Below are 23,231 nucleotides of genomic sequence, written 5' to 3' on the forward strand. Positions count from 1 at the left end.
TATAGGATTATTTGTAGTTAAATGATTTCTTCTAATTGAGGTTTTGTAACCTTTGGTACTTTGTTGTTTTTAGTTGCGGCAGACTGATCTGAAGCAGATTTTTTGCCTTTCTTTTTAAATTTGCGGCCATACCATATCAGAAAGCCTGTGATGGGTAGAGAAGCGCCGATCAGTGCAGCGAGGAAGGCCAGTACTTTACCTGGAAATCCAAGGATACTACCGACATGGATATCGTAGTTCATTTTTCTCAGTTTTCCACCAAAACCTGCCTCAGCGTAGGAAATAGAATAAACGTCTTCACGTTTCAGTTCCTGGAGTGTGTGCTGGTCAAATGTGTATCCTTCACTATTGTAAAACTGACCCGGACTTGGATAAACTGTAATGTTGATTGCCGCTTTTGCTTCAGCAGTATCAGGAAAATTATAATAGAAGCCTGCTGATTTAGGATGTTTGGCAATTACTTTGTTCCAGGCCAGGTCCATTGCCTGCACTGGTGTATAGTATTTATTCGCCTGAAGAGAATCTGATTCCAGACGTTTGTATTCTGCCAGGGTTTCGCCTCCGGACGTTACCCAATAGAGGCCCTCACTGTACCATTTAATACCGTATACCATTCCTGTTAGTGCTATAGCCAACAAAAATAGCAAGGAGTAGAAACCAAGTACATTATGCAGATCCAGGTTTACCCTTTTGAATGACGCTCCCCATTTGATCTTAAAACTCTTGTCGCGTGTTGATTTGTTCCATTTTTTAGGATACCACCAGATCAGTCCGGTGATCAGCAATACGACAAAGACCATAGTACCGTAGTTGACGATCGGTCGACCGATCTCATACGGCATCCATAAAAAGCGGTGACCATTCAGGATAAACCTGAAGAAATCAGTTTCGCCTTTTTTATGTACAACTGTGCTGACCACTTCCCCAGTATAAGGATTGATTTTTAATTGGGTTCCACCACCTCTTCTGCCTTTTTCACCAACAGTTTTTAAATTGAGGTTAATGGTGCGGCCTTGCTGGTAGTTGGCATAAGCAGGAACTTTGTCCGGATAAAATTTCGCCGCAATGGCTGTCAGCTGAGCGGGTGTAAGTACAGGTTTATCCTGTCTTTCCACTTTCGTTTCCGGCTCCATAAGGCCGGTAATTTCTTCGTTAAAAACCCAGATACAACCTGTTAAGCAGACGATGAGAACAATGATGCCAGAGGCGAGGCCCAACCAAAGGTGAAGCCATTTATTAATTCTTGTAAAAAGAGAATCTTTAATTTTCTTCTTTACCGGTATGTTCCTTGTTGCTGTCATTGATTTGTTTGCTTTCTGTTGCAAATATAGGTTTATTTAGATTCAGTCCAAATACTAAGCAAGGAGAAGACTGCTTTTTTGAAAAAAAATCTCAATGACAAAGAAAACTTTGTGGGTAGGGCAAAAAAAAATCCCCACTGTGTGTACAGTGGGGAGGCATTTTATTGGTTAGAAAAGTTTACTGCAATTTCAACAAGGCATCTTTGATCCTCGATACCGCTTTTCTAAGCTGTTCCTCAGAAGCAGCATAAGAAATCCGGATACAGTCTTCGTTGCCGAAAGCTTCACCCGTAACTGTAGATACATGTGCTTCGTTCAATAAGTACAAAGCAAGATCTTCAGCGGTATTGATGGTTGTAGCGCCATCAGTTTTACCAAAATAAGATTTGATCTCCGGGAAGAAATAGAAAGCTCCGTCCGGAAGGTTTACGTTTACTCCAGGGATTTCAGTCAGCAAAGCATGGACAATATCCCGGCGCTTTTTGAACTCAGCAACCATCTGATTTACGGTTTCCAATCCACCCTGGTAAGCGGCTAAAGCAGCGCGCTGTGCGATGGAAGAAGTACCTGAGGTGATCTGGCCCTGTAATTTATCGCATGCATTGGCAATTTCTTTATTGGCGGCCATATAGCCCACTCTCCAACCCGTCATAGCATAAGACTTAGAAAAACCATTGATGAGGATTACACGGTCTTTCACAGAATCAAATTCAGCAATTGAGGCATGTTTACCTACAAAGTTGATGTGTTCATAGATCTCATCAGAGATGATATAGATATTCGGGTATTTTTCAAATACAGCCACCAGGTCAGCCAGTTCTTCTTTGCTGTATACAGATCCGGTAGGATTGCATGGCGAAGAAAACATGAACAGTTTGGTTTTAGGTGTAATTGCGGCTTCCAGTTCAGCACCGGTAATTTTGAAGTTATTTTCGACGGTAGCATTGATGAAGACCGTTTCGCCTTCTGCAAGCTTGATCATCTCAGAATACGAAACCCAGTAAGGAGTAGGTACGATTACCTCATCTCCCGGATCTACCAGGCACATCACTGCATTTGCCAGTGATTGTTTCGCTCCTGTAGAAACTACTACCTGGTCAAAACTATAGTTTAATCCGTTTTCCCTTAGCAATTTTTCAGCAACAGCCTTACGCAGGTCAGGATAACCCGAAACCGGGGTATAATAAGAGTAATTCTCGTCTACTGCGGTCTTTGCTGCTTCCTTGACAAATTCGGGAGTAAAGAAGTCCGGTTCACCGAAACTCAGGTTGATAACGTCTATCCCTTTTGCGGACAGTTCTCTTCCTAACTTAGCCATTTTAATGGTCTGCGACTCAGATAGGTTGTTGATTCTTTTGGATAAAAATGTCATAATAATTGTTGCGGGGGCAAATAAAATTTTGTGCGAACGCAAATATATGAACCTGACTGGATTAAAGGCTAAAAAAAATACTTTTTCCTATAATCCCATGTTGATCATGTATTTTTGGAAGCTAAATCAGATCAACTTGCAACCAAAGAAGAAAGCGATACTCCTGGCCTTATGTGTAAGCATACTGCTGATGCTGGCAAAGTTTGTAGCTTATTTCATTACCCAGTCCAATGCCATACTTACCGATGCTGCAGAAAGTATCGTCAATGTACTGGCCAGTAGCTTTGCTTTTTACAGCATTTACCTGGCCACCATTCCAAAAGACGAAAACCACCCTTACGGACATGGTAAAGTAGAGTTTTTCTCTGCTTTTCTGGAAGGTGCGCTCATCACTATAGCCGGAGTAATCATCATTTTTAAATCTGGCTACGACCTGATCTACCCAAAGCAGATCACTAAGCTTTTTGAGGGGGCGATTATTATCGGGGCAACTGGCATCGTCAATGCGATCGTTGGCTATTACCTCATCAGTACCGGAAAAAGACAACGCTCCATTACGCTGGAAGCGGACGGTAAGCATCTGTTGACGGATGCGGTGACCAGCGCCGGGCTGGTAGTGGGGGTGATCCTGATCAAATTAACAGAGGTCTATTGGCTGGATAGTGTCATTTCCATCCTCCTGGGTTTATATATTGTTTACAATGGCTACAAGCTTACCCGTCGATCGGTTGGCGGATTGATGGATGAAAGCAATATAGAGCTGGTCAATGACATCATTGCTATTTTGCAGCAGAACCGTAAGGATCCCTGGATCGATGTACACAACCTGCGCGCCCAGCAGTATGGGGCAGATCTTCATATCGACTGCCACCTTACCCTCCCTTATTACTTTGACCTCAATCAGGTCCACCATGAAATTTCTGCAATTGACCGGCTGATCAATGGTGAGGCCCAGCATAAAACAGAACTTTTCATACATGCAGACCCCTGTCTTCCGGCCTGCTGCAATTATTGTAAAATGAAGGCATGCCCGGTCAGGCAGGAGCCTTTCCGTGGAGAGATCAGGTGGACGATAGAGAATGCAACAAAAAACCAAAAACACTTTGACCAATGAGCTACTTTAATGTAAGGGTCTATGGCTTACTTATCAATGAAAATAATGAGATCCTGATCAGTGATGAACAATCTGGGGGAAGAACCTTCAGCAAATTCCCAGGTGGTGGATTAGAGTTGGGTGAAGGGCTGATCGATGCACTGAAAAGGGAGTTCATGGAGGAATGCAATGCAGAAATCCAGGTGATCGAACACCTTTACACGACTGATTTTTATGAACAGTCCTCCTTCAATGATAGTCAGATCATCAGTATCTATTACCTGGTCAGGGAGCTGAAGCCTCTGGAGCTCCATTTTAAGACCCTGGCTTTTGATTTCGATGAAGGGACTTTGCAGTCCTTCAGGTGGGTGCCACTAGACCAACTTAGTACCGCAGATGTCACTTTTAGGACAGACCAGACTGTGATTGAATTACTTTTAAACCGAAGAAAATGAGCCTGAGCGAGAGTGATCAGCAGCTGATCTGGCATCCCTATACCCAAATGAAAGATGCACTGCCCAATATCCCGATTGTAAGGGGGGAGGGAGTATATCTGTTTGATGAGCAAGGCAGGAAATACATTGATGCCGTGTCCAGTTGGTGGGTGAACATACATGGTCATGCGCATCCGCACATTGCAGAAAAAGTTTCTGAACAATTAAAAACGTTAGAACACGTCATTTTCGCGGGTTTTACACATGAACCTGCAGTCCGGCTTGCAGAGCGTCTGCTTCCATTGCTTCCGGGTGAACAGGCTAAAGTATTTTACTCTGATAATGGCTCTACTGCGGTAGAGGTCGCCCTGAAGATGTGTCTGCAATACTGGGCGAATACCAGCAAGCAGGTGCGAACCAAGATCATTGCTTTCAAAGGCGCCTATCATGGTGATACTTTCGGGGCCATGTCAGTGAGTGCACGCAGTATTTTTACCAATCCCTTTAATGCATTGCTGTTCGATGTGGAATTCATCGATTTGCCGAACGAACAAAATATAGAGCAGCTGAAGGCTAAGATCAACTACCTGAGCAACGAGGTGGCCTGTTTCATCTTTGAACCGCTTGTTTTGGGCGCAGGAGGAATGCTGATGTATGAGGCGAAATACCTCGACGAACTGATCGCCGCCTGTCAGAAACACCAGATCTTAACCATTGCCGACGAAGTAATGACTGGATTTGGACGTACCGGACAATATTTCGCCACAGAGGAGCTGCAGCATCGGCCCGATATTTTTTGCCTTTCCAAAGGACTGACCGGAGGAACCATGCCGCTTGGGGTCACGACCTGCAACCAGAAGATCTTTGATGCATTTCTGAGCGATGACCAACTTAAAACTTTGTATCATGGACATTCTTTTACTGCAAATCCGGTGGCCTGTGCTTCAGCTTTGGCCAGTATGGACATTTTGCTCAGTAAAGAAACACTGCCCAATATCCAAAGAATCAGGAGCAGGCACGAGGCATTTGCAGCTCAACTTGAAGGTCATCCAAAGTTGAGAGCGGTCAGGCAAAAAGGCACAATTCTGGTGATGGAATGGGAAACGGGCAGCGATACCTCTTATTTGAACGGACTGAGGAACCGGCTGTACCTTTATTTTCTGGATAAAGGCATCATTCTAAGGCCACTTGGCAATATCATTTATATTTTACCTCCATATATCATCAGTGATGCAGATCTGGAGTATATTTACCAAACCATAACGGAAGCACTTGCTGAAATATAACAGCTCTGCTTTTGCTTAAAAAATTGAAACAGATGGACATCAAACCGATTTTAGAAAATATAGTTAGCGACAATCTACTCCACGCTAAATGGTTAAATACCCTTTCTTACATGGAGAATGCCGGAGCCAAAAAGATTTCCGCTTCAGAACATAAAGAAAATGTGAACCTTATCATTTTAAAACATGCGGCTGAGGAACACCGCCATGCTTACTACCTGAAAAAACAGCTGGATAAACTGGAAGAAGGGCAATCGTGCAAGACTTACAGGAATGAGGAACTGCTAAGCCCTAACCATACTAAATTTTACCTCAATGCCCTGGATGTAGCGGTTTGCCGTTACCTGAAATCAGAATTCAGGCTTAGCGGACATGAGCTGAAATTCGCAGCTTATCTTTTCGTGACCTATGCAATTGAAGTCCGTGCCGATGAGCTGTATCCGGTATACCAGGAGGTATTGACTGCGGCAGGAAGTAAAGTGACTGTAAAATCCATCATCCTCGAAGAGGAGGGACATCTGGAAGAAATGCTCAACCAGTTGAAATCTTTCTCTGCAGATTGGGAACAACATGCGGAACTGGTCATTAAAATTGAACAGCAAATGTTTGAGGACTGGATCAGCAATCTTGGGAGCATTGTAGGGCTTAAACCTGCACAACCTTTCCTGGCGTAATCGCGTAGAACCGGTCGCCATTTTCCGGTTTCAATATGGCCAGACCCGTGAAGACACTAAAGGCTGGCAGTACTGCACAGTTTTCTCCGAAATAGAAACAGGGGAATTTGAGCCGCTGCCTGGCCCGACCATATAAGACCACCCCAGGATGAATATGCCCCGTGATGTTGTAGTACTCGTCAAATTCCTTTGGTTTGTCGTGAATGAAGCGAAAAGGCGCGCAAAGCAATTCTTTGGTATGGACTTCAATACCTAGTGCTTCATAATCTGCATTTTTGAGTGCGTCGTGATTGCCTTTGATGAGCACTACTTTTAGTTCGGCATGGGTCTTTCTCCAATCCAGGAAGGCATTTGCATCGCTGTTGATGTTGTTGTGAAACATGTCCCCGGTTACCAGGAGTATGTCCGGTTGGAATTCCTTCATCAAGGCGGTCAGGCGCTGCAGGTCAGTATGTCCCACGGTATCGGGGACCTGAATACCGGATTTTCTAAAATGTGCGGATTTTCCAATGTGCACATCGCTGATGATCAGCATACTTTTCGCTGGCCAGTAAATTGCCCTTTCTACAGTCAATATCAGTTCTTCTCCCTTGCAATTAATGGTCATTTTTTACTCCTTAAATTCTTTTTTTCAGCTTCTGCAGTCATCCTTACGATGCGCTGGCTCAGTTCTTCAGTACTCATGTTGTCCCTCAGGCTATCTACCTTGATGGGAAAGCACAATGGTGTATAACGGTCTGTTTTCACAACTATTATTTTACTGGCCTGTATGCGGTGCAGCGCTGCCGCCAGCCTTGGCTCTTCAATCTGCTGGTAGAAAGCTTCATCGTAAGCTTGCCGCAATAATAAATTATGTTTGTCGTAATCACTAAAAACGTTGAAAAATAAAGCGGCTGAAGATTGCAAGTGCTTGTTGGCCACATATTTTCCCGGATAGCCTTGAAAGACCAGACCGGAGATACAGGCAATATCCCTGAATTTTCGTCTTGCCATTTCTGTCGCATTGATGCTGGCTACGATATCTGCTGCCAGATTCTCGGGTGTAAAGAGCAATTTGATGTTTGCCTCATCCAATGGGATCGGCTGCTCGGTGAGCAATTCAAAACCATAGTCGTTCATGGCAATGGAAAAGGAGATGGGCTTTAGCCGGCCGAGGCGGTAGGCAATGAGTGCTGCGAGGATCTCATGCACCTGCCTGCCTTCAAAAGGATAGGCAAAGAAATGGTAACCATCCCTGGTGTCGATGAGCTCAATGAGGAATTCGTCATTTTTAGGTACATGTGAAACCTTAGCTTGTCGCTGGAACAAAGGAAAAATAATATCCAGTTCTTCATCATCGTGTTCCCTGTCGAGGGTTTCGTTGTATTTTTTGCGCAGGATCTGACCCAGATTCGCAGTAAGGGATATGCGGCCACCCATCCAGCTTGGGCTCATGGCTTGTTTCTGCTTGCTTTTTCTGACCAGCGCCATCATCTCTTTGATCATCACAAATTCCAGCACACGGCCTGCCAGGGTAAAGCTGCTTCCTGGTTTCATCCTGGATATGAACGATTCTTCCACCATCCCTACGAAACCACCGGAAAGGTATTTGACCTTGATCATTGCATCACTTACGATGGTACCAATGTGCAGACGGTGGCGCATGGCAATCTGTCTGTTCTTGACCTTCCATAAGCCATCTTCATCTTTGCTGACCTTACTGAATTCGTTGTACGCGGTTAGACTCTCGCCACCTGTAGTGATGAACTGCATGATCCAGTTCCATTCCTGGGGCAGCAGTTCACGGTAGGCGTAAGTTTGTTTCACCTCAAAAAATACCTGTTCCTCATCGAATCCGTCACCGACAGCCAGGCTGACCAGGTATTGGATCAGCACGTCAAAAGACATTACAATAGGTTCCCTGCTTTCAATATTTTGCGTCTTTGCGGCCTCTTTAATGGCTGCAGCTTCTACCAGTTCGAGTGCATGTGTGGGAAGAAAATAGATTTTTGAGGTTTCATAAGGGGAGTGCCCGCTTCTTCCCGCGCGCTGCAGGAACCTGGCAACACCCTTGGGAGATCCAATCTGCACTACTGTATCTACGGGTTTAAAATCTACGCCCAGATCCAGGGAGGAAGTGCAGACAACAGCTTTTAAGACACCGGTATGAATGGCATCTTCAATCCAGTTTCGCAGCTCATAGTCTATTGATCCGTGGTGGATAGCCAACTGGCCTGCCAGGTTTTCATCCTGTGCCAGCAGGGTCTGGTACCAGAGTTCTGCCTGTCCACGGGTATTGGTAAATATCAGTGTAGTCTTGCTTTTGTGAATAATGGGTAAAAGTTTATGGGCGAGCTTGAGTCCGAGATGGCCGGCCCAGGGCAGCATGTCAATATGGTCTGGCAGGATAGATTTGATCAGGATTTTCTTCTCTATATCTGCTTTGACGATCGTTTTTAACACGTCCTCATAGGGAACCAATACCTCCATCGCCTGCTCCATGTTGCCAATGGTGGCGGAAATGCCCCAGATCCTGAGCAGACGTTCCGGGTGCTGGCGGGAAACCATCCCCTTAATCCTGGAGATGGCCAGTTCTGCCATCACCCCACGTTTACTGCCGATCAGTTCATGCCACTCGTCGGCAACGATGCACTGTAAATCTTCAAAATAATTAAATGTACTTTTTTGAGCCAGGAGCAGGTGCATGCTTTCTGGAGTGATGATTAGCACTTCTGGCATTTGTTTTTTTTGCTTTAGTTTTTCTCCCTGCGAGGTATCACCATTACGTACACCGACCATCCAATCCAGTTCGAGTTCGTCACAAACCTCCCGCATTGCCCTTGCCAGATCCTTGGCCAGGGATCGGAGGGGAGTGATCCAAATGAGCTTTAAACCCGTGCCGGATTTTTTTTTGCTACTGCTTTTTGCCTTGTTAACTTCCTTTGAAGCTTTTTTATTCAGCTCATCTATGACTACAGCAAGGAAGATAGAGTAGGTTTTTCCAAATCCGGTAGGTGCATTCACCAGTCCGGAATAGCCCTCGGCATAATACTGCCAGGCATCCGTCTGAAATTTAAAGGGTTTTTTCTTACCTTGCTTTAACCATTTGATTACCTGTTTGTAGCCTTTGCTGCTGCTGAATATCATAGGAAATAGCTAACAAATAGAAAGCCAGTTTACATGACTGTTAAAGACAACCTGATTGTATTTCCGTTTACGACCATAAAGAGGTACCACCTCTACCCGCAGGAAATCGATCTGAAGGAAAATTTCAGCAGGTTAAACAGCCTGGTGGTTTCGATGTCTATCCGAAATGATCCCCGCGCAAACGATGTATTTGTGTTTGTTGTGAAAGGAAGAAAATACCTGAAACTACTTACATTCGAGTCCTTCGGACCCCTTGTGCAAACCCTTGGGGGAGTCAAGGCAAAAGAAGTACTGCGGGTTTTTCAGCAGGATCTAAGTTAGCGTACTCTGAAGCAATTGTCTGAGGTCGTCGAGTGTATTGATCTCATCTGCCTTTTTATCCTTTCGCCACCTGGCGATTCTGGGAAACCTTAAAGCCAGTCCGGCCTTATGCCTTTTGCTTTCCGCAATGCCTTCAAAGGCAATCTCAAACACCAGCTCTGGTTTCACCGTACGTACAGGGCCAAATTTTTCCACTGCATTTTTCAATACGAATGAATTCACTTCCTTGATCTCCTTGTCGGTCAGTCCGGAATAGGCTTTCGCTATTGTGATCAATTGCTCCCCATCGCGTACTGCAAAGGTATAATCGGTATAAAAGTTGGCCCTTCGTCCGCTGCCTTTCTGGGCATAGATCATTACTGTGTCTACGGTGTAAGGATTGATCTTCCATTTCCACCAATCGCCCCGTTTCCTGCCCGAGTGGTATAGCGAGTCCAGCTTCTTCAACATGAGCCCTTCACTGTTGAGGCTTCTTGCGTCCTGACGAATGATGGCCAACTGATCCCAGTCGGTAAACTCCACTACCGGAGAAATGACTACAATCTCTTTCTGCTTCAGTTTATCAACCAGTTTTTCCAGAAGCGCTCTGCGTGTTTTTAAAGGTTCTTCCCGCATGTCTCTTCCCTCATGTTCCAGCAGATCATAGGTGTAGAAGCCGATGGGCGCATCTTTCAATTGGGTTTTGCTGATTGTTTTCCTGTTCAGCCGCTGCTGAAGAATACTGAAAGCCTGTACTTTTCCCTCCTTCACAGAAAGGATCTCTCCATCGAGCACAGTGCCGTCCTCTAATTCGTCCAGCAAGAAATGTAATTCAGGAAACTGATCCGTCACCAATTCCTCACCTCTGGACCAAATGAAGAGTTCACCATTGCGTTTGACGATCTGGCCTCTGATCCCGTCCCACTTCCATTCTGCCTGCCAGGCAGCAGGTTCACCTAATGATTCCGGTAATGCTTCCAGAGCGTAGGCCAAACAAAAAGGGTAGGGCCATGAATTATCTGTGTTTACATGGGCACCGGCCATCAGCTCTTCGTAACTGACCTCATCGGGTTGCCACTTGCCCATGATGCTGTGCATGATTTTACTGCTGTCTGTACCGCTTTGCCTGGCCAGTGCGTTGACCAGCATTTTATTGGATACACCTATCCTGAAATTTCCGGAGATGAGCTTGTTGAATATAAAACGCTCCTGGCTTTCCAAACTATCCCAGGCATGGAGGATGAATTCTTTTTTAAAGGCATCGTCTTTTCCCTTTAAAGCTGCCAGGTCTGAAATCCATTCCTCAAGCTTTCTATGTTGTAACTCGTTGGGCGGTGGCAGCACCAGGGCAATCGTTTCACTCAGGTCGCCCACGCTATGGTAACTTTCCGCAAACAGCCATTCGGGAATGCCGCTTTTTTCGATAGCCCATTGTTTGATCAATGCGGTACTTACTGGTCTTTTGGGCCGCTTTCCTGTAAACATGGCAATCACGTAAGGCTTGTCTTTTTCGTCGGCCTCATTAAAATAATCGACCAATGCCGCTATCTTATCGTTGGTCTTATTGCTCATTTCCAATTGATGGATGAGTTCAGTAAAACGCCTCATGTGACCACCTCCTCTTCTTCCTCATTTTCGTTTCCATATTGGGTTTTTACCTCTTCTGAGGCGATGCCGATTTCATTCAGATACTTGGAAAATGTTGCTGTAAAACCATGTGTAACGAATACTTTCTCTGCTTCAGTTGCTTTGATGGCGGAGAGCAGCCCAGGCCAGTCTGCATGGTCGCTTAAGGCAAAGCCTGCATCTGCACTTCGCCACCTGCGGCCAGCCCTTACCTGCATCCATCCGGAACATACTGCAGTAGCAGGATTAGTCAGATTTTTGATCCAACGCCCTTCTGCCAGTGCTGGGGGTACGATCACGATTCCCTGTTGCATTGCCTCCTTTCCGATCTCCGCAGTGATTCGCGTAGTCTCCGGCAGCGCTACGCCGGCTTTTTGAAAGCCTTCGTTGAGGTTGGCTATCGAATGGTGTACGTAAATCTGTCCATAACCTGCAAGCCCATTGATGAGCCGCTGTGCCTTTCCAAGACTATAAGCTACTAGCACACTGGTTTTGTGTTTGTCGCGGTTGCCGGACACCCAGTCCCGGATCTGTGAAAAAATCAGTTCCTGTGGTTGCCATTTGTAAATGGGGAGTCCGAAGGTACTTTCTGATACGAAAGTGTGGCATTTAACCGGCTCAAAGGCCGTGCTGATGCCGTCATATTCTACTTTGTAATCTCCGGATACAACACAGACTTCCCCTTTGTATTCCAGTCGGATCTGAGAAGAGCCAATGACATGTCCGGCGGGGAAAAGGCTGACCTTAACGCCATTGATGCTAATTTCCCTATTGTAGGGAAGCGTTTCGATCTTGAGGTCTGTGCCTAGTCTTTGGTTCAGGATCGGTTTCGTGAGTTCATGACATAGATAGGCGTCATTACCCCATTTCACGTGATCTGCATGACCATGTGTAGTTACAGCCAATTTGACCGGACGCCAGGGGTCGATGTAGAAATCCCCCTGTTTACAATAAATTCCCTTGTTCGTAAAACTGATCAATGCCATGTGCTAACAACATCGACTGAGCAAGGAAAGTTTCAACTAAAAGGAGGTTACGCTTTCATCCAGTATGCGGTTCCATTCCGGGTGACGCTTAAGATATGCCACAACGAAAACACAGAGCGGGATCAGCTTATAGTTGTGATCTTCCAGGTATTGCAAAGTTTTTTCAATGATAGCTGTAGCCGCACCCTTACCTTTTAATGCTTCGGGAGCTTCAGTGTGGATCAGCCAAATTTTTTTACTCCTTTCCTTGTAGGCAATTAAGGCCGTATAGCCGTCGATGTTGAGTTCAAACTGGTGCAGGTTTTCATTTTTAATTAGCGGTAATTCGAGATATTCAGCGTTCATAATGCAGCGTCATTAGGGTTTTACCAAATATATCGATAATTACACCTAATAAAAATTGATCCAGATCAACATTTTGTTAAAATACCATAAAAATGATCTGCTATGCTAAGGCGTTAAAAAAACGAAACTGAAAAAGTAGAAGAAACGATGCGAAAATTAAAGCTATTTTTTAGTCTTCACTTTTTTTGCGTCCTTTGCAGCAGTCTGATTTTCAGGTTCCGCACCCTTCGGTTTCTTTTGATCGGTAATCTCTGCTTTTGTCGTTTTTGTTTTTGGCGTTTTCATAAGCTTTGTTATTTGAGTTATAACTTTTATTACCTGGATTTGTTTTTTAATCACACGAATTTATTCAATATTTGCTGCTGAAAACGCCGACTTCTGGAAGGCTTTTCTATAACCCCATATATCTACTTAAATGATCATCAGCAAAACATCCATCTACATCCGCTGCACGCTTACTTTAATTGCTTCTTTAATGACTTTAGGAAGTCTCCAGGCTCAGGAACTGGAAGGCAACCTCAACCTGCATACTTTTGCCGACAACAGGGAGTACAATAAATCTGAGCGCTTTTCACAGACCATTTTCGGTGTCAGGTTTTCTCCTGAAGTAGGCTTGTTGCTCGACAGCGTGCACAGGATCAGGTTCGGATTCAATGCCCTTCATGAGTTTGGTTCGCCCAAATTTGCTAATAAAGTGGCACCTGTGGTTTATTACGAATACCAGAAACAGGATTGGAACTTCTATATGGGGGTTTTTCCAAGGCACAAACTGTTGTCAGATTTTCCAAGAGCTGTGCTCACAGACACGTTAAGCTATTACCGTCCAAATGTGGAAGGGATGCTGCTCAAGTTTGAAAACCAAAATTGGCGTCAGTTGCTGTTTATCGACTGGACGAGCAGGCAAACGGCCACCGACCGTGAAAACTTTATCTTCGGTTTATCAGGACGCTTTAAGAAAGGTATCTTTTTTGCATCTCATTATGCAATGATGCTGCACAATGCCGGACCTGCGATAGATATCCCAGGTGACCATATACAAGATAATGGGGCACTGGCTGTCAAAGCCGGACTTGATCTTTCCAAACGTACCTTCCTGGATTCCCTGACCCTAAACGTCGGTGGACTGATGTCCTTTGAACGCACCAGAACGATCGGAGGCTGGCAGACACCTAAAGGGTTATTGCTGGAAATGCAAATGGAATACAAACGTTTTGGTATCACGAACTCCTTCTACACGGGAGAGGGGCATCACATTAACTTTGGCGACCAGTTCTACACAGCAAAACAGTACAACAGGACTGACCTGAGCTGGAGGCCAAAAATCTATAAAAATATTGAGGGGCAGTTTACCTTGTCCTTCCATTTTCTGGAGGGTGTAGTTGATAGTCAGCAGGCATTTGGGATCAGGTACAATATCATGGGAAGCAAATCTCTAAAGAAATAGCTTCCCATTAAATATATTTAGGCGAAATCAAGCCAGGCACTTCCTGCCTGGTAATCCTGAATTGGACTTAGGGTATTGTCGAATTTAAAGCTGCAGATCAGGGAAGAAACTTCCTGTCTCAGGGTAAGTATAGCGGCATCTGCCAGATCTTTCCTAAACCCTTTGCCCTGTAATTCTAAAACGTATCCGGCACAGATCACCCTGGCTATAATCTTTCCAAGGTCCACTAATTTGCGCTGCGGCAATTGCTCAGATAAGTTGAAAGACAGTTCATTTTTGAAGTAAGCACTTGAAATTGCCGCTGGTTTGAATCCGCAGAGGAAGTCAAAAAGGTTTTGGTATTTTTGCTTTTTCATGAGCTTTACGACCATTTCTGCAATCTGGGCATATAACATTTCATTGGATCCTTCGAAAATCTGGAAAGGCCTGCTGTCCATGATACCACGCCCGCCGATATGGGTGATCCGGTAACCATTGGCGCCGGACAATTGAACCAGTAAATGAGCAGATTCCTGCATCAGGTCGGTTACTACGGCCTTCATTGTGTTGGCTTCCAATCCTTCTGTGGCCAGGTTGTGGTCTATTCCACTGATCTGACTGCTGTGCGCACACATGGCAGAGCAAATGGTGTAAGCAGATTGCAGACGGGAGATTTGGAACTGTACATTGTCCATTGCAAGCAAGTTTCCTGTGCCTACATTCCTGTTTTGGCAATGCGTCATAGCCTCATCCAGCATGCGTTTAATGAAACCCATACCCATACCTGGAAATTGCATCCTGCTCCTGTGTAAGATATCCAGCATCATTTTAATGCCGGTACTTTCAGGTTTCAATTTATAATTAGCAGGAACATGAATGTCCAGTTTATTCAAGCCATAGGGGATCATGTATAATCCCGCATTTTCAAATAACTCTTCCACAATAATTTCCTGGCCTTCTTTAGAGATGTCGCACATGAAAAAGTCGATATCTCTGGATAAGTCGCCATTGGCATTCTCGCTTCTCGAAGCGATCAGCCAAAAATCGGCCATGCCGGTGAGGCCTTGCCAGTGCTTAGTGCCCTTGATGTGATAACCATTAGCTGTTTCCTTATTTACCGTCTTCATGTTCAGTGCATCACTGCCATAGTCGGGTTCGGTGATCATCAGACCACCCATATTGTTTTGGTCGAGAAAACGGTCAAACACACCTTGTTTAATGGAGTCATCACCATATTTGGAAATCGGTTCCAGAAAGAGGGCAATGTTGATCCCGAAAGTCAGGGATAGGGGGAGTGATTCATAAGAAGCTGCCGCAAGTACAGCCAAACATTCTTTGACGATACTGCCCCGGCCCCCGTATGCACTTGGGATGGCTACAGAAAGGGGGCGCATGTCCATGATCCCTTTGAGCAATTCAGGAGGTAGACCCCTGCTCAGGCTCAGTTGATCGATGTTATATTGTTCATGAAAAAGATGACTTAAGTTTTGTTCAAAATTAGAAATGAATTCAGAAAATGCAGTGTTGTTTAATTTCATGTATGTTTTAATATAACAGCTATGTCGTAGTTTGACCCTTTTATTACAATAACCTTAGTGAATTGTTTTTATTGGCTGCAAACTTACATTAAGTTTTTCAGCTAAAATAATAACGAGGTCACAACTTAAATTGATTGTCGTCACTTTATTGGCAAATGCAGAGGGTTTGTTTCTTATTTAGAATAAGTATAAACAGCTGCAATGTTACAATATCCCGCTTAATTATACAAATTTTATTACTGGCGGATTCCCACAAAACTGTATGTTTAAAAGTCGGAATAATCTGCAACGGTCAGCAGGCGGGTATCATTGCGCAACATATTGTTCTGGTATTCTGGCATTGCAGATAGTTTTTTCCAGTAAGCATCTTCTCCAAAGGCCTTCCAATGTGCTTCACGGTCCGCTTTATTTTCAAAAGTGGTTAGGTACATCAGGTTTGGCATCCGGCTTCCAGCTACCACTTCTCCATAAAATACGGCATTAAAATTCAGGCGCTTGAACAACCCGATTTCGTCGCCCTTATTGAACATATCTACCTTATTTTTAAAGAGCTTTTCAGTTGGACCTTCATAACTTCTCAGCTCATATACACGTTCCGATAAAGGTGTGCTGAGCTTTGGCAAGTTAAAATTCGGATTGCCGGAAAATGCGTTCAGGAGAATAGATTCCATCCTTTCATAAGGACGTTTGTTGTGCGCCGCATTGAGGTAATTGGCACCGTCTTTTTGGAACTGCAGGTCTTTCTCCAGTGCAGGTTCCAGTTTTTCAAAGATTTTATAGGATTTAAAAGGAATGAACACATAGATCAGTTTTTCCTGCAGATCCTGTGCATTGTATTTGAATACACCGATTTTAGCAATTCCAGCACGGTGCAGTGCTGGGAGGTAGGCCTGTTTAAGGAAGTCATCTACCACTTGTTCCTGATCGGTCGTTTTCAGGTGATAGACTTTGATCTGATAGAATTCCCTGGAAGCTACCATGGCGAATGTATAAAGGCTATGGAGGACCATGATGGCGGTCAAAAATAGAAATGCTTTTTTCATCGGTTTAATCTGGTTTCAATGTATAATGCTGCAATATATCGCTTTTTTGATTTTTCCGTGTGTTAATTCTTACAAACCTTATTGGAACCAGCTTGTCGAAATTAGAACGCCATGAATAAATAAATCTCCTGCAAACTCAGTTGCAGGAGATTTTCAGAAAAGCACCTCCAGTCGTTGTGATCAGCCCTGATAAGCATAGACCATTTTTTTTCTGGAATGCTCTTTTTGCGCAATGCGTTTCACATGGCCTTGAAAGCTGGCATGTTCGTCCTGATCTGAACTGGCCAGGCTTGCTTTTTGATAATGCGCTTTTGCGGCGTCGAAATCAAGTTGCTGCTCAGCATAATTTCCAAGAAGTTCGTAAACCTCTGTCTCGGAGATGCCTGGCACAGCCAACGCTTTTTGAACTGTAGCATCGATGGCTTTGTGCATCTTCAAGGTGATCAATAATTTCAGATAATGTACGTAAACGTCTGGGAACAAGGGCTCCAGATCGATGCATTTTTTGTAGTAATAGCCAGCTGTCTGGTAGTTTCTAAATTGATAGTAATAACAACTGCCCAACTGATAGTATGCCCTTGCATAGTCTGGATCTAATTCGATGATGGTGTTGAAAAAATGAAGTGCTTTTGGCAGTTCGCCATACCTCAGTTCCTCCATTGCCTGTAGATATTTCTCGTCTACAGAGTATAAAATGTCCATAAGGATTATAAATAATGATAGTCGGTAATAATTTCCCTTCTAAAATGATACATGAAATTGAATGAATTCGGAGTAACACTCCGGAGCTAGGGGCGGGGCACTATTTCATACCAGCAGCCCTCAACCAGGAAGACTGGTTGCAGCGGTTAATCTGGATATGTATCTGACGTAGCATGATTTATTTTTTTGACAAATATACATTTTTTAAATAAAATCAGACATTGAAAGTTAAAGCATAAAAAAAGGTGTTCTTAAAAAGAACACCTTAGCATTATATCCGGATCTCTTATATAGAGTTTAGATAGTCCGGGGAGCTGATTAATTTATTTTACTTTCGTCTGCAACAGCGTCTTCCCATTTGTCCCATTTGCTTACACTTGGATCATAGCCGTCATAGCCATAATTCTGGCTCAGCTTCGCTCGGTTGTTGGCCGTAATGGCTGCATTTGGAATTGGCCAGTACATGTTCTTTTTGTCCATGGTATAGTTAGGGTTACTATTACCCGTAGTATTGATCTGAATGGGACCCTTGTTGTACATGGTATAACGGTTGATGCGTTGATACCAGTAACTTCCTCCTGCCGCGCCTGTACCGCTTTGTTTGTCAAAGTTTTCCAAAGTATAAGTATTGCCCCATTCATCTGGTCTACCACTGCGGGCGAGACACAACGACACGCGCTTAAGTTCCACATTTCTCCATTCTTCCCAATACAATTCACGGGCACGTTCATTCATGATGTCGCCTATCGTAACGGTACCGGTATATAATTGGGTACATTTCGCACGTTGTCTGATGATGTTGATGTCATCTTTAATACTTGGATCACCTGGGTTCAAGTAATATTTGGCTTCTGCTCTTAATAAATAAGCTTCGGCAAGGCGGTAGAGGTACCAGTCTGCATTACTGCCGTCGGTAGCACCTCTCAAACCATCTGACCCGACGATATTGGCTTCATTAACAGGGTCATTTAAGAACAGTTTGTAATGCGGTACATCGAACCATCGGCGAATGGTATCGCTGCATAGCAATTTTCCATTGTCAAATAGCTGGAGTGGCTTTCCAAACTCTGAAGAAGCTTTGTTGTTCACTTTGTAGTCTTCCATACGGATCCAGTTGCCAGTGGCAGAACTGTGACGCAGGTCGGTCGCATCCATTACGCCGTTCACATTCCAAACCGTTTTAGTGGCAAAGGATGTAGGACGGAATGTAGCGATACCTCTACCAAAGGACCGCATATAGTCGTATAGCGGATTATAGTTGGCAGGATTGTCCCTTCTGATGTTAAGCAAAGCTTGTTTGCCATCTTTGGTCTGCACCCTGTTATCGAAGACAAAAGGATAGAGGATTCTCATGGTCAGCATCGGAACGAAAGCAGCAGCGCTCGCACCGCGATTCGGCATCCCCATGATCGTCTCTGTATTGGCTGCGATCAGTTTGTTTTCAGGACGGTGCAGATCCCAGATCACATTGCGGGTAATTGGCCAGGTTTGTGCCTCTCCGCCGGGATTGAAGGTTCCGAAGTTGCTTTGCATCAATGAATACCCCGACTGGTTGATGATGACATCCAACAGTTCTTTAGCTTTCGCATATTCACCGATGGCCAAATAGCATTTTGCAAGCAGCATCCGACAGGCTCCCTTATTGACCATACCGATCAGGGCCATGTTTTTTTGTTCCGGTACCCATTGCACAGCCAGTTCCATATCCCTGGTGATCATTTGCAGGATGGCATCCCGTTTGGTACTGCGGTAGTTCAATTTAGGTGCTTCAAGTATGGTTGTGATCAAAGGCACGTCACCGAATTGAGAAGTAAGGGCCATATACCTATAAGCACGGTGGAAATAAGCCTGGCCACGGTACATGTTTTTACCAGCCTCATCCAGGCCTTCTACACGGTCCACATATTTGAGGATGGTATTGGCATACATGACACCTTTATAGGTTTCCTGCCAAAAATACCAAATGCTATTGGTACGATCGAGATTTTGCAGGGTGTTGTCATCGCTGGTAGGGGTAAGCATATTGGCAACATCACAAAGCATGTTGCGCTTATCAGTTGCTGCGGCCACCATCATGTCAGAGAAGATATACTCTGTTCCCAAAGTCAGCATTTCATTATGGTCGGTTGCCCAGTACAATTTGAGGTGCCTGTCGCAGATCGCCATTGATGCCTGCAGACCGGATAAGGTACTGAATGTTGCATTAGGTTCGTAGAAAGACAGGGGATCTGGGTTTAGAAATGTTTTCTTGCAACCAGTTGCCAATACCATTGCACTCAGCAGTATGACATATCTATTTATAGGAATGAATTTTTGAATCATCTGTTTCATTTTTTCAATTTTTTAGGTTAGAAAACAACATTTAGTCCCAAGGTGTAGACGCGCGTAGCCCATCCAAAAGCATTGTTGTCATTGTTCTGAGTTTCAGGGTCTCCAAACTCCCATTCTCTCGTCCAAAGCCCAACATTGCGGACTGTTCCATATAATTTAATCCGGTCAATCTCTAGTTTTGATGTCCATTTCTTTGGTAGGGTGTAACCAACAGAAATGTTTTCCAGACGGATAAAGGAACGGTCATACAATTTGGAAGCGCTTTCTGCACCTGTGGGGCCTTTAGCTTCGATGCGTCCATAATCGTTGGTAGGATTATTTGGTGTCCAGTATTCTTTCCTTGGAAGGTTGGCCATTGCATACTGCATGCGGCCGCCGTCGTCATCATTGTTGAGGTAGAAATTCGCCAAACTCTTGTATCCTGTGTAAGCGTAAATGTTCACAGAAAGCGTGAGGTCTTTCCAGAAGGTAAAATCATTACGGAAAGCCCAGCGGAAAGGAGCTGTCGTCTGACCTAAGAATTGTTTATCGTTATCATTATACACTGGTTTGGTCGAACCATCAGGATTCACTACATCATCAGCTGTATAGGTGTTCTGTACCTTAGGGTCTCCTGGTCTTTGTCCGTATTTTGCAGCTTCAGTAGCTTCATTTGCCTGCCAGATTCCGGTCACGCGGTAGTTCCAGATCACTCCGATCGGTTGTCCGATAAACCAACCATTGGTAATGTCATCACTTTCTTTTCTGCCAACAACATTTCCTGAGGCATCAAGTACATCTTTATAATCGTAATAGAGGTGCACGATCTTGTTCTTGTTGTAAGACAATCCGAAGGTGCTGGACCATTCCAGGAATTTATTTTTGACGTTTAAGGTATTTAAAGAGAGCTCAATACCATTGTTGTTTACCTGGCCCAGATTTGTTGTAATATTGGTAAATCCTGTAAAGCTAGGCAGGCGCTGGTTCATGATCATGTCATTGGTCTTCATGCTGTAATATTCCAGACTTCCGCTGATCCTGCTATTCAAGAAGGCGAAATCAAGCCCAAAGTTCCATGAAGCAGTTTTTTCCCATTGAAGGGCCGGATTCGCAAGCCTGTCGTACATCAGGTATTTATACTGTACCATTGTGCCAGAGGAATTGATGTAGCCCTGTGTCTTATCGCCACCAGCGGTTAAGTTTGCTAAAGCCACATACGGATTCGCTAATGAACGATTGCCATTTTCTCCATAGGATACACGCAATTTACCACTGTTCATGACATTGCTCCATTTGAAGAATTTCTCGTTGGTAAAGTTCCATGCCAATGCCGCTGAAGGAAAAACTGCATATGGGTTAGAAGTACCAAAGGCAGAATAACCGTCCCTGCGGATCGAAGTAGTGAGCAAATACCGGTCATCGTAGGAGTAAAATAAACGGCCCAACAAGCCATCAGCAGTTTGGCGGTTATCTTCACTTAGAAATTTACTGTCTATTTTATCGCCGTTTCCGGTGTTATGGAAACCCAAAGCGTCAGATGGTAAAATTCTTCTGGCTTCGATACGGTCTAGCCAGGAGGTTAGAGATTCTGCTTCCTGTACCAGGGTAACCGTGAAATGGTGCTTCTGTTTAAAAGTTTGGTCCCATGATAGGGTATTGTTTAGCGACCAATCCATGCGCTTCGATTGTTCCCGGTTTACACCCCTTGCCGCCGGATTGGAGCCTGGCAGCCGCGAGGACATAAAATAGCGGTCATAGAAGAACTGGTAACGAGGCGATGCATTGAAGCTGTAGGTAATGTTGAAAGGCAGTTTCACTTTAGCATTTAAAATGGTGTTGAGGACTGTAAAGCCTTTCTCCAAATCGAGGTATTGTCTGTCAAATGCATAATTATAACCCCTTTGGCTATATTCACTGCTTAATGGAAACTGTAGCGCGTTCCCGGAGGCATCAGTATAATCGGCATAAGGGCTGTTGCGCATCATTTCATCCATTTGGATGTCGACATTACCGTCCGAACGGTCCTGGAAATTCACATTGGCGCCCAGTTCGAACCATTTGTTTACTTTCGCTTCTACTTTCAGGTTACTACGTACTGCCCTGTAATTGTCGCTAACAACTGCCCCCTGGTTTTTAAGATAGCCCATCGATAAATAGTAATTCACTTTATCTGCTGCACCACTCACACTGCCATTAAAATCCTGGTTGTAACCGACTCGGAAAGTCTTATCTGTCCAGTCTACTGTTTTTCCATCCAGGAAGTTTTGAAGCGCATTTCCGGTAAAACCTAAACGTTTTGCCCAAATACTCAAATCGGAGTCACCGGCAGTATTGTTGCTATAAGCACGCCAGGCCGTCAAAGAGACATCAGCGGGAAGCTGGTCAGGTCTTACATAAAAGCCTTTCTGCGTAGCGCCAGATTGGTACGCTTCATATGCACCCGTAGTTGGGTTTACCCCGTAAGTGTTTTTTGTAAGCCAGTCTTCCCGGTGCTGGAGGTATTCCTCCGGACTAAACCTGTCGCGGAAAGTACTTCTTTCAGTAGCACCCGTATTCATGGTCATGTTGATGACCGGTTTGCCTATTTTACCTTTTTTTGTGGTGATGATGATTACCCCACTTGCGGCCCTGGCGCCATAAATGGCAGCGGCTGAGGCATCTTTTAAGATGTTGATCTGGTCAATGTCGTCGGGGTTGATCTCAGACAACTCGCCATAAAAAATCATACCGTCGAGGATCAGTAGAGGTTCATTGTGGTTACCGTCATTGTATACGGAGCGGCGTCCACGGATCTCCATTCCGCCTCCTCCTTTAGCAGAAGGGTCATAGCCCACACGGATTCCCGGAGTACCGCGGAGGATATCCTGAACAGTTTTCGGGTTGTCGTTAGCGATTTTATCGGGACGGATTTGCACCACAGACCCAGTCAGGTCTTTTTTCTGTGCCGTACCATAACCGATCACCACTACCTCGCTCAGGTCGCTTACCTCTCTTGTCAGTTTGATATTGCCCAGGTCGGAAGCTACATTGACCTCCAGGTTTTGATAGCCTACGTAGCTGATGACCAGCTTGTCTGCTTCAGTGACGTTGCCGAGGTAAAAGGCACCGTTCTGATCTGTCTTCACAGACCTTCCCTTGCCTTTTACTGCTACCGTAGCGCCAACTAACGGCAGGTCATTTTCGTCCATGACTTTACCTTTTACATCAATTAACTGAAGTCTGTTGAAAAGATGGTATAAGGATGCATCTTCCTTTCTTTTTATCGTTACATTTCTTTCCTCAATCAGATAAGTAAAAGGAAGATCTTTCAGTATGGTTTTTAATGCTTCCTCTACGGTGACGTCAGTCAACTTCACATTCTTTAGCTCATTGTTGGATATAATTCCGCCATCATAATAGAAATCATAGCCACTTTGCTTTCTGATTTCCTTAAAGACAGATTTTAATGTGATGCGGCTCTGTTCAATAGTGATCCGCTGGCCCAAAGTTGTAGCACTTACCTGAAGTAAAGATGCTATCAGAATGACGGTGGTCAATCGCATAATTAGCCATAGTTTAGGGTATAACTTGCTCGTTATACTGGATTTAGTATAAATTCGGTACATTTGGTTAGTTTTGGTTCTAAAGCAGTCTGCCTTCGGCGGTCGAAAACTGTTGGCTTGCTGCGTTAACACT

The 23,231-nt window shown here is 44.5% G+C and carries 19 protein-coding genes; 6 read left to right on the forward strand and 13 right to left on the reverse strand.

The genetic code is table 11. The features are described 5' to 3' along the window. Positions 1-17 precede the first annotated feature (17 nt). Together WAE59_RS04780 and WAE59_RS04785 are read right to left on the reverse strand one after the other, a co-directional pair. Entirely contained in the window at positions 18-1,301 is a 1,284-nt protein-coding gene (locus WAE59_RS04780) for a PepSY-associated TM helix domain-containing protein (protein WP_337854796.1), read from the reverse strand. A 178-nt stretch (positions 1,302-1,479) separates the two neighbouring features. Continuing rightward, on the reverse strand, positions 1,480-2,673 hold the full coding sequence (locus WAE59_RS04785) for a pyridoxal phosphate-dependent aminotransferase (protein ID WP_337854797.1): 1,194 nt from the start codon (positions 2,671-2,673) through the stop codon (positions 1,480-1,482). Between the two features lie 136 nt (positions 2,674-2,809). Between WAE59_RS04785 and WAE59_RS04790 the strand changes: the two genes are divergently transcribed. The 4 genes from WAE59_RS04790 to WAE59_RS04805 are packed head-to-tail and all read left to right on the forward strand — an operon-like array spanning position 2,810 to position 6,157. Continuing rightward, on the forward strand, positions 2,810-3,787 hold the full coding sequence (locus WAE59_RS04790; RefSeq protein ID WP_337855354.1) for a cation diffusion facilitator family transporter: 978 nt from the start codon (positions 2,810-2,812) through the stop codon (positions 3,785-3,787). Further along, positions 3,784-4,221 carry an NUDIX domain-containing protein gene (locus tag WAE59_RS04795; RefSeq protein ID WP_337854798.1) on the forward strand — a complete coding sequence of 146 codons (438 nt, stop codon included), beginning with the start codon at positions 3,784-3,786 and terminating at the stop codon, positions 4,219-4,221. Before WAE59_RS04790 ends, WAE59_RS04795 begins: the two co-directional genes overlap by 4 nt. Then, the gene (gene bioA / locus WAE59_RS04800; RefSeq protein ID WP_337854799.1) at positions 4,218-5,486 is read left to right on the forward strand and encodes an adenosylmethionine--8-amino-7-oxononanoate transaminase; all 1,269 of its coding nucleotides are present in this window, start codon (positions 4,218-4,220) and stop codon (positions 5,484-5,486) included. Before WAE59_RS04795 ends, bioA begins: the two co-directional genes overlap by 4 nt. Positions 5,487-5,518: 32 nt before the next feature. Continuing rightward, positions 5,519-6,157 (forward strand): hypothetical protein, encoded by a 639-nt coding sequence (locus WAE59_RS04805; protein WP_337854800.1) that lies wholly within the window; start codon positions 5,519-5,521, stop codon positions 6,155-6,157. Here the strand turns inward: WAE59_RS04805 and pdeM are convergent. Continuing rightward, entirely contained in the window at positions 6,129-6,764 is a 636-nt protein-coding gene (gene pdeM, locus WAE59_RS04810) for a ligase-associated DNA damage response endonuclease PdeM (RefSeq protein ID WP_337854801.1), read from the reverse strand. The two genes, WAE59_RS04805 and pdeM, sit on opposite strands and share 29 nt — an antisense overlap. Beyond that, a complete protein-coding gene (locus WAE59_RS04815; protein WP_337854802.1) occupies positions 6,761-9,283 on the reverse strand; it encodes a ligase-associated DNA damage response DEXH box helicase in 2,523 nt (840 codons plus the stop codon). Before WAE59_RS04815 ends, pdeM begins: the two co-directional genes overlap by 4 nt. Positions 9,284-9,316: 33 nt before the next feature. Here WAE59_RS04815 and tnpB point away from each other — a divergent pair, with 33 nt between their 5' ends. Beyond that, positions 9,317-9,604: an IS66 family insertion sequence element accessory protein TnpB gene (gene tnpB / locus WAE59_RS04820; protein WP_337854803.1), complete on the forward strand. Its 288-nt coding sequence runs from the start codon at positions 9,317-9,319 to the stop codon at positions 9,602-9,604. Here tnpB and WAE59_RS04825 read toward each other — a convergent pair. From WAE59_RS04825 to WAE59_RS04840, 4 genes are all read right to left on the reverse strand, one after another. Next, a complete protein-coding gene (locus tag WAE59_RS04825) occupies positions 9,596-11,191 on the reverse strand; it encodes an ATP-dependent DNA ligase (protein WP_337854804.1) in 1,596 nt (531 codons plus the stop codon). The two genes, tnpB and WAE59_RS04825, sit on opposite strands and share 9 nt — an antisense overlap. After that, positions 11,188-12,195, reverse strand: coding sequence for a ligase-associated DNA damage response exonuclease (locus WAE59_RS04830; RefSeq protein ID WP_337854805.1), 1,008 nt, complete (start codon positions 12,193-12,195; stop codon positions 11,188-11,190). The genes WAE59_RS04825 and WAE59_RS04830 overlap by 4 nt, the downstream gene beginning before the upstream one ends. Positions 12,196-12,231: 36 nt before the next feature. Then, the gene (locus tag WAE59_RS04835; protein ID WP_337854806.1) at positions 12,232-12,540 is read right to left on the reverse strand and encodes a GNAT family N-acetyltransferase; all 309 of its coding nucleotides are present in this window, start codon (positions 12,538-12,540) and stop codon (positions 12,232-12,234) included. 162 nt (positions 12,541-12,702) lie between these two features. Then, the gene (locus WAE59_RS04840) at positions 12,703-12,825 is read right to left on the reverse strand and encodes a hypothetical protein (protein WP_337854807.1); all 123 of its coding nucleotides are present in this window, start codon (positions 12,823-12,825) and stop codon (positions 12,703-12,705) included. A gap of 130 nt (positions 12,826-12,955) precedes the next feature. On the opposite strand from WAE59_RS04840, the gene WAE59_RS04845 reads away from it, so the two are divergent. After that, positions 12,956-13,984 carry a hypothetical protein gene (locus WAE59_RS04845; protein ID WP_337854808.1) on the forward strand — a complete coding sequence of 343 codons (1,029 nt, stop codon included), beginning with the start codon at positions 12,956-12,958 and terminating at the stop codon, positions 13,982-13,984. 17 nt (positions 13,985-14,001) lie between these two features. Here the strand turns inward: WAE59_RS04845 and WAE59_RS04850 are convergent, their stop codons facing one another. The 5 genes from WAE59_RS04850 to WAE59_RS04870 form a co-directional block, all read right to left on the reverse strand. Further along, positions 14,002-15,501, reverse strand: a complete 1,500-nt coding sequence (locus WAE59_RS04850; protein ID WP_337854809.1) for an acyl-CoA dehydrogenase family protein — start codon at positions 15,499-15,501, stop codon at positions 14,002-14,004. A 266-nt stretch (positions 15,502-15,767) separates the two neighbouring features. Next, on the reverse strand, positions 15,768-16,544 hold the full coding sequence (locus WAE59_RS04855; RefSeq protein WP_337854810.1) for an NIPSNAP family protein: 777 nt from the start codon (positions 16,542-16,544) through the stop codon (positions 15,768-15,770). Between the two features lie 180 nt (positions 16,545-16,724). Beyond that, positions 16,725-17,246, reverse strand: a complete 522-nt coding sequence (locus tag WAE59_RS04860) for a hypothetical protein (protein WP_337854811.1) — start codon at positions 17,244-17,246, stop codon at positions 16,725-16,727. 318 nt (positions 17,247-17,564) lie between these two features. Continuing rightward, on the reverse strand, positions 17,565-19,577 hold the full coding sequence (locus WAE59_RS04865) for a RagB/SusD family nutrient uptake outer membrane protein (RefSeq protein ID WP_337854812.1): 2,013 nt from the start codon (positions 19,575-19,577) through the stop codon (positions 17,565-17,567). A gap of 17 nt (positions 19,578-19,594) precedes the next feature. Further along, positions 19,595-23,098, reverse strand: coding sequence for a SusC/RagA family TonB-linked outer membrane protein (locus WAE59_RS04870; RefSeq protein ID WP_337854813.1), 3,504 nt, complete (start codon positions 23,096-23,098; stop codon positions 19,595-19,597). Positions 23,099-23,231 lie beyond the last annotated feature (133 nt).

The sequence above is a fragment of the Pedobacter sp. GR22-6 genome (genome assembly GCF_037402555.1).
GTDB lineage: Bacteria > Bacteroidota > Bacteroidia > Sphingobacteriales > Sphingobacteriaceae > Pedobacter.

Bases quoted from the DNA above. Each gene is read 5' to 3' on its own strand.
- WAE59_RS04785 (WP_337854797.1), bottom strand. From the start codon at position 2,673: ATGACATTTTTATCCAAAAGAATCAACAACCTATCTGAGTCGCAGACC.
- WAE59_RS04870 (WP_337854813.1), bottom strand. From the start codon at position 23,098: ATGCGATTGACCACCGTCATTCTGATAGCATCTTTACTTCAGGTAAGT.
- WAE59_RS04840 (WP_337854807.1), bottom strand. From the start codon at position 12,825: ATGAAAACGCCAAAAACAAAAACGACAAAAGCAGAGATTACCGATCAA.
- WAE59_RS04815 (WP_337854802.1), bottom strand. From the start codon at position 9,283: ATGATATTCAGCAGCAGCAAAGGCTACAAACAGGTAATCAAATGGTTA.
- WAE59_RS04780 (WP_337854796.1), bottom strand. From the start codon at position 1,301: ATGACAGCAACAAGGAACATACCGGTAAAGAAGAAAATTAAAGATTCT.
- WAE59_RS04855 (WP_337854810.1), bottom strand. From the start codon at position 16,544: ATGAAAAAAGCATTTCTATTTTTGACCGCCATCATGGTCCTCCATAGC.
- bioA (WP_337854799.1), top strand. From the start codon at position 4,218: ATGAGCCTGAGCGAGAGTGATCAGCAGCTGATCTGGCATCCCTATACC.
- tnpB (WP_337854803.1), top strand. From the start codon at position 9,317: ATGACTGTTAAAGACAACCTGATTGTATTTCCGTTTACGACCATAAAG.
- WAE59_RS04860 (WP_337854811.1), bottom strand. From the start codon at position 17,246: ATGGACATTTTATACTCTGTAGACGAGAAATATCTACAGGCAATGGAG.
- WAE59_RS04845 (WP_337854808.1), top strand. From the start codon at position 12,956: ATGATCATCAGCAAAACATCCATCTACATCCGCTGCACGCTTACTTTA.
- WAE59_RS04850 (WP_337854809.1), bottom strand. From the start codon at position 15,501: ATGAAATTAAACAACACTGCATTTTCTGAATTCATTTCTAATTTTGAA.
- WAE59_RS04805 (WP_337854800.1), top strand. From the start codon at position 5,519: ATGGACATCAAACCGATTTTAGAAAATATAGTTAGCGACAATCTACTC.
- pdeM (WP_337854801.1), bottom strand. From the start codon at position 6,764: ATGACCATTAATTGCAAGGGAGAAGAACTGATATTGACTGTAGAAAGG.
- WAE59_RS04795 (WP_337854798.1), top strand. From the start codon at position 3,784: ATGAGCTACTTTAATGTAAGGGTCTATGGCTTACTTATCAATGAAAAT.
- WAE59_RS04825 (WP_337854804.1), bottom strand. From the start codon at position 11,191: ATGAGGCGTTTTACTGAACTCATCCATCAATTGGAAATGAGCAATAAG.
- WAE59_RS04835 (WP_337854806.1), bottom strand. From the start codon at position 12,540: ATGAACGCTGAATATCTCGAATTACCGCTAATTAAAAATGAAAACCTG.
- WAE59_RS04865 (WP_337854812.1), bottom strand. From the start codon at position 19,577: ATGAAACAGATGATTCAAAAATTCATTCCTATAAATAGATATGTCATA.
- WAE59_RS04830 (WP_337854805.1), bottom strand. From the start codon at position 12,195: ATGGCATTGATCAGTTTTACGAACAAGGGAATTTATTGTAAACAGGGG.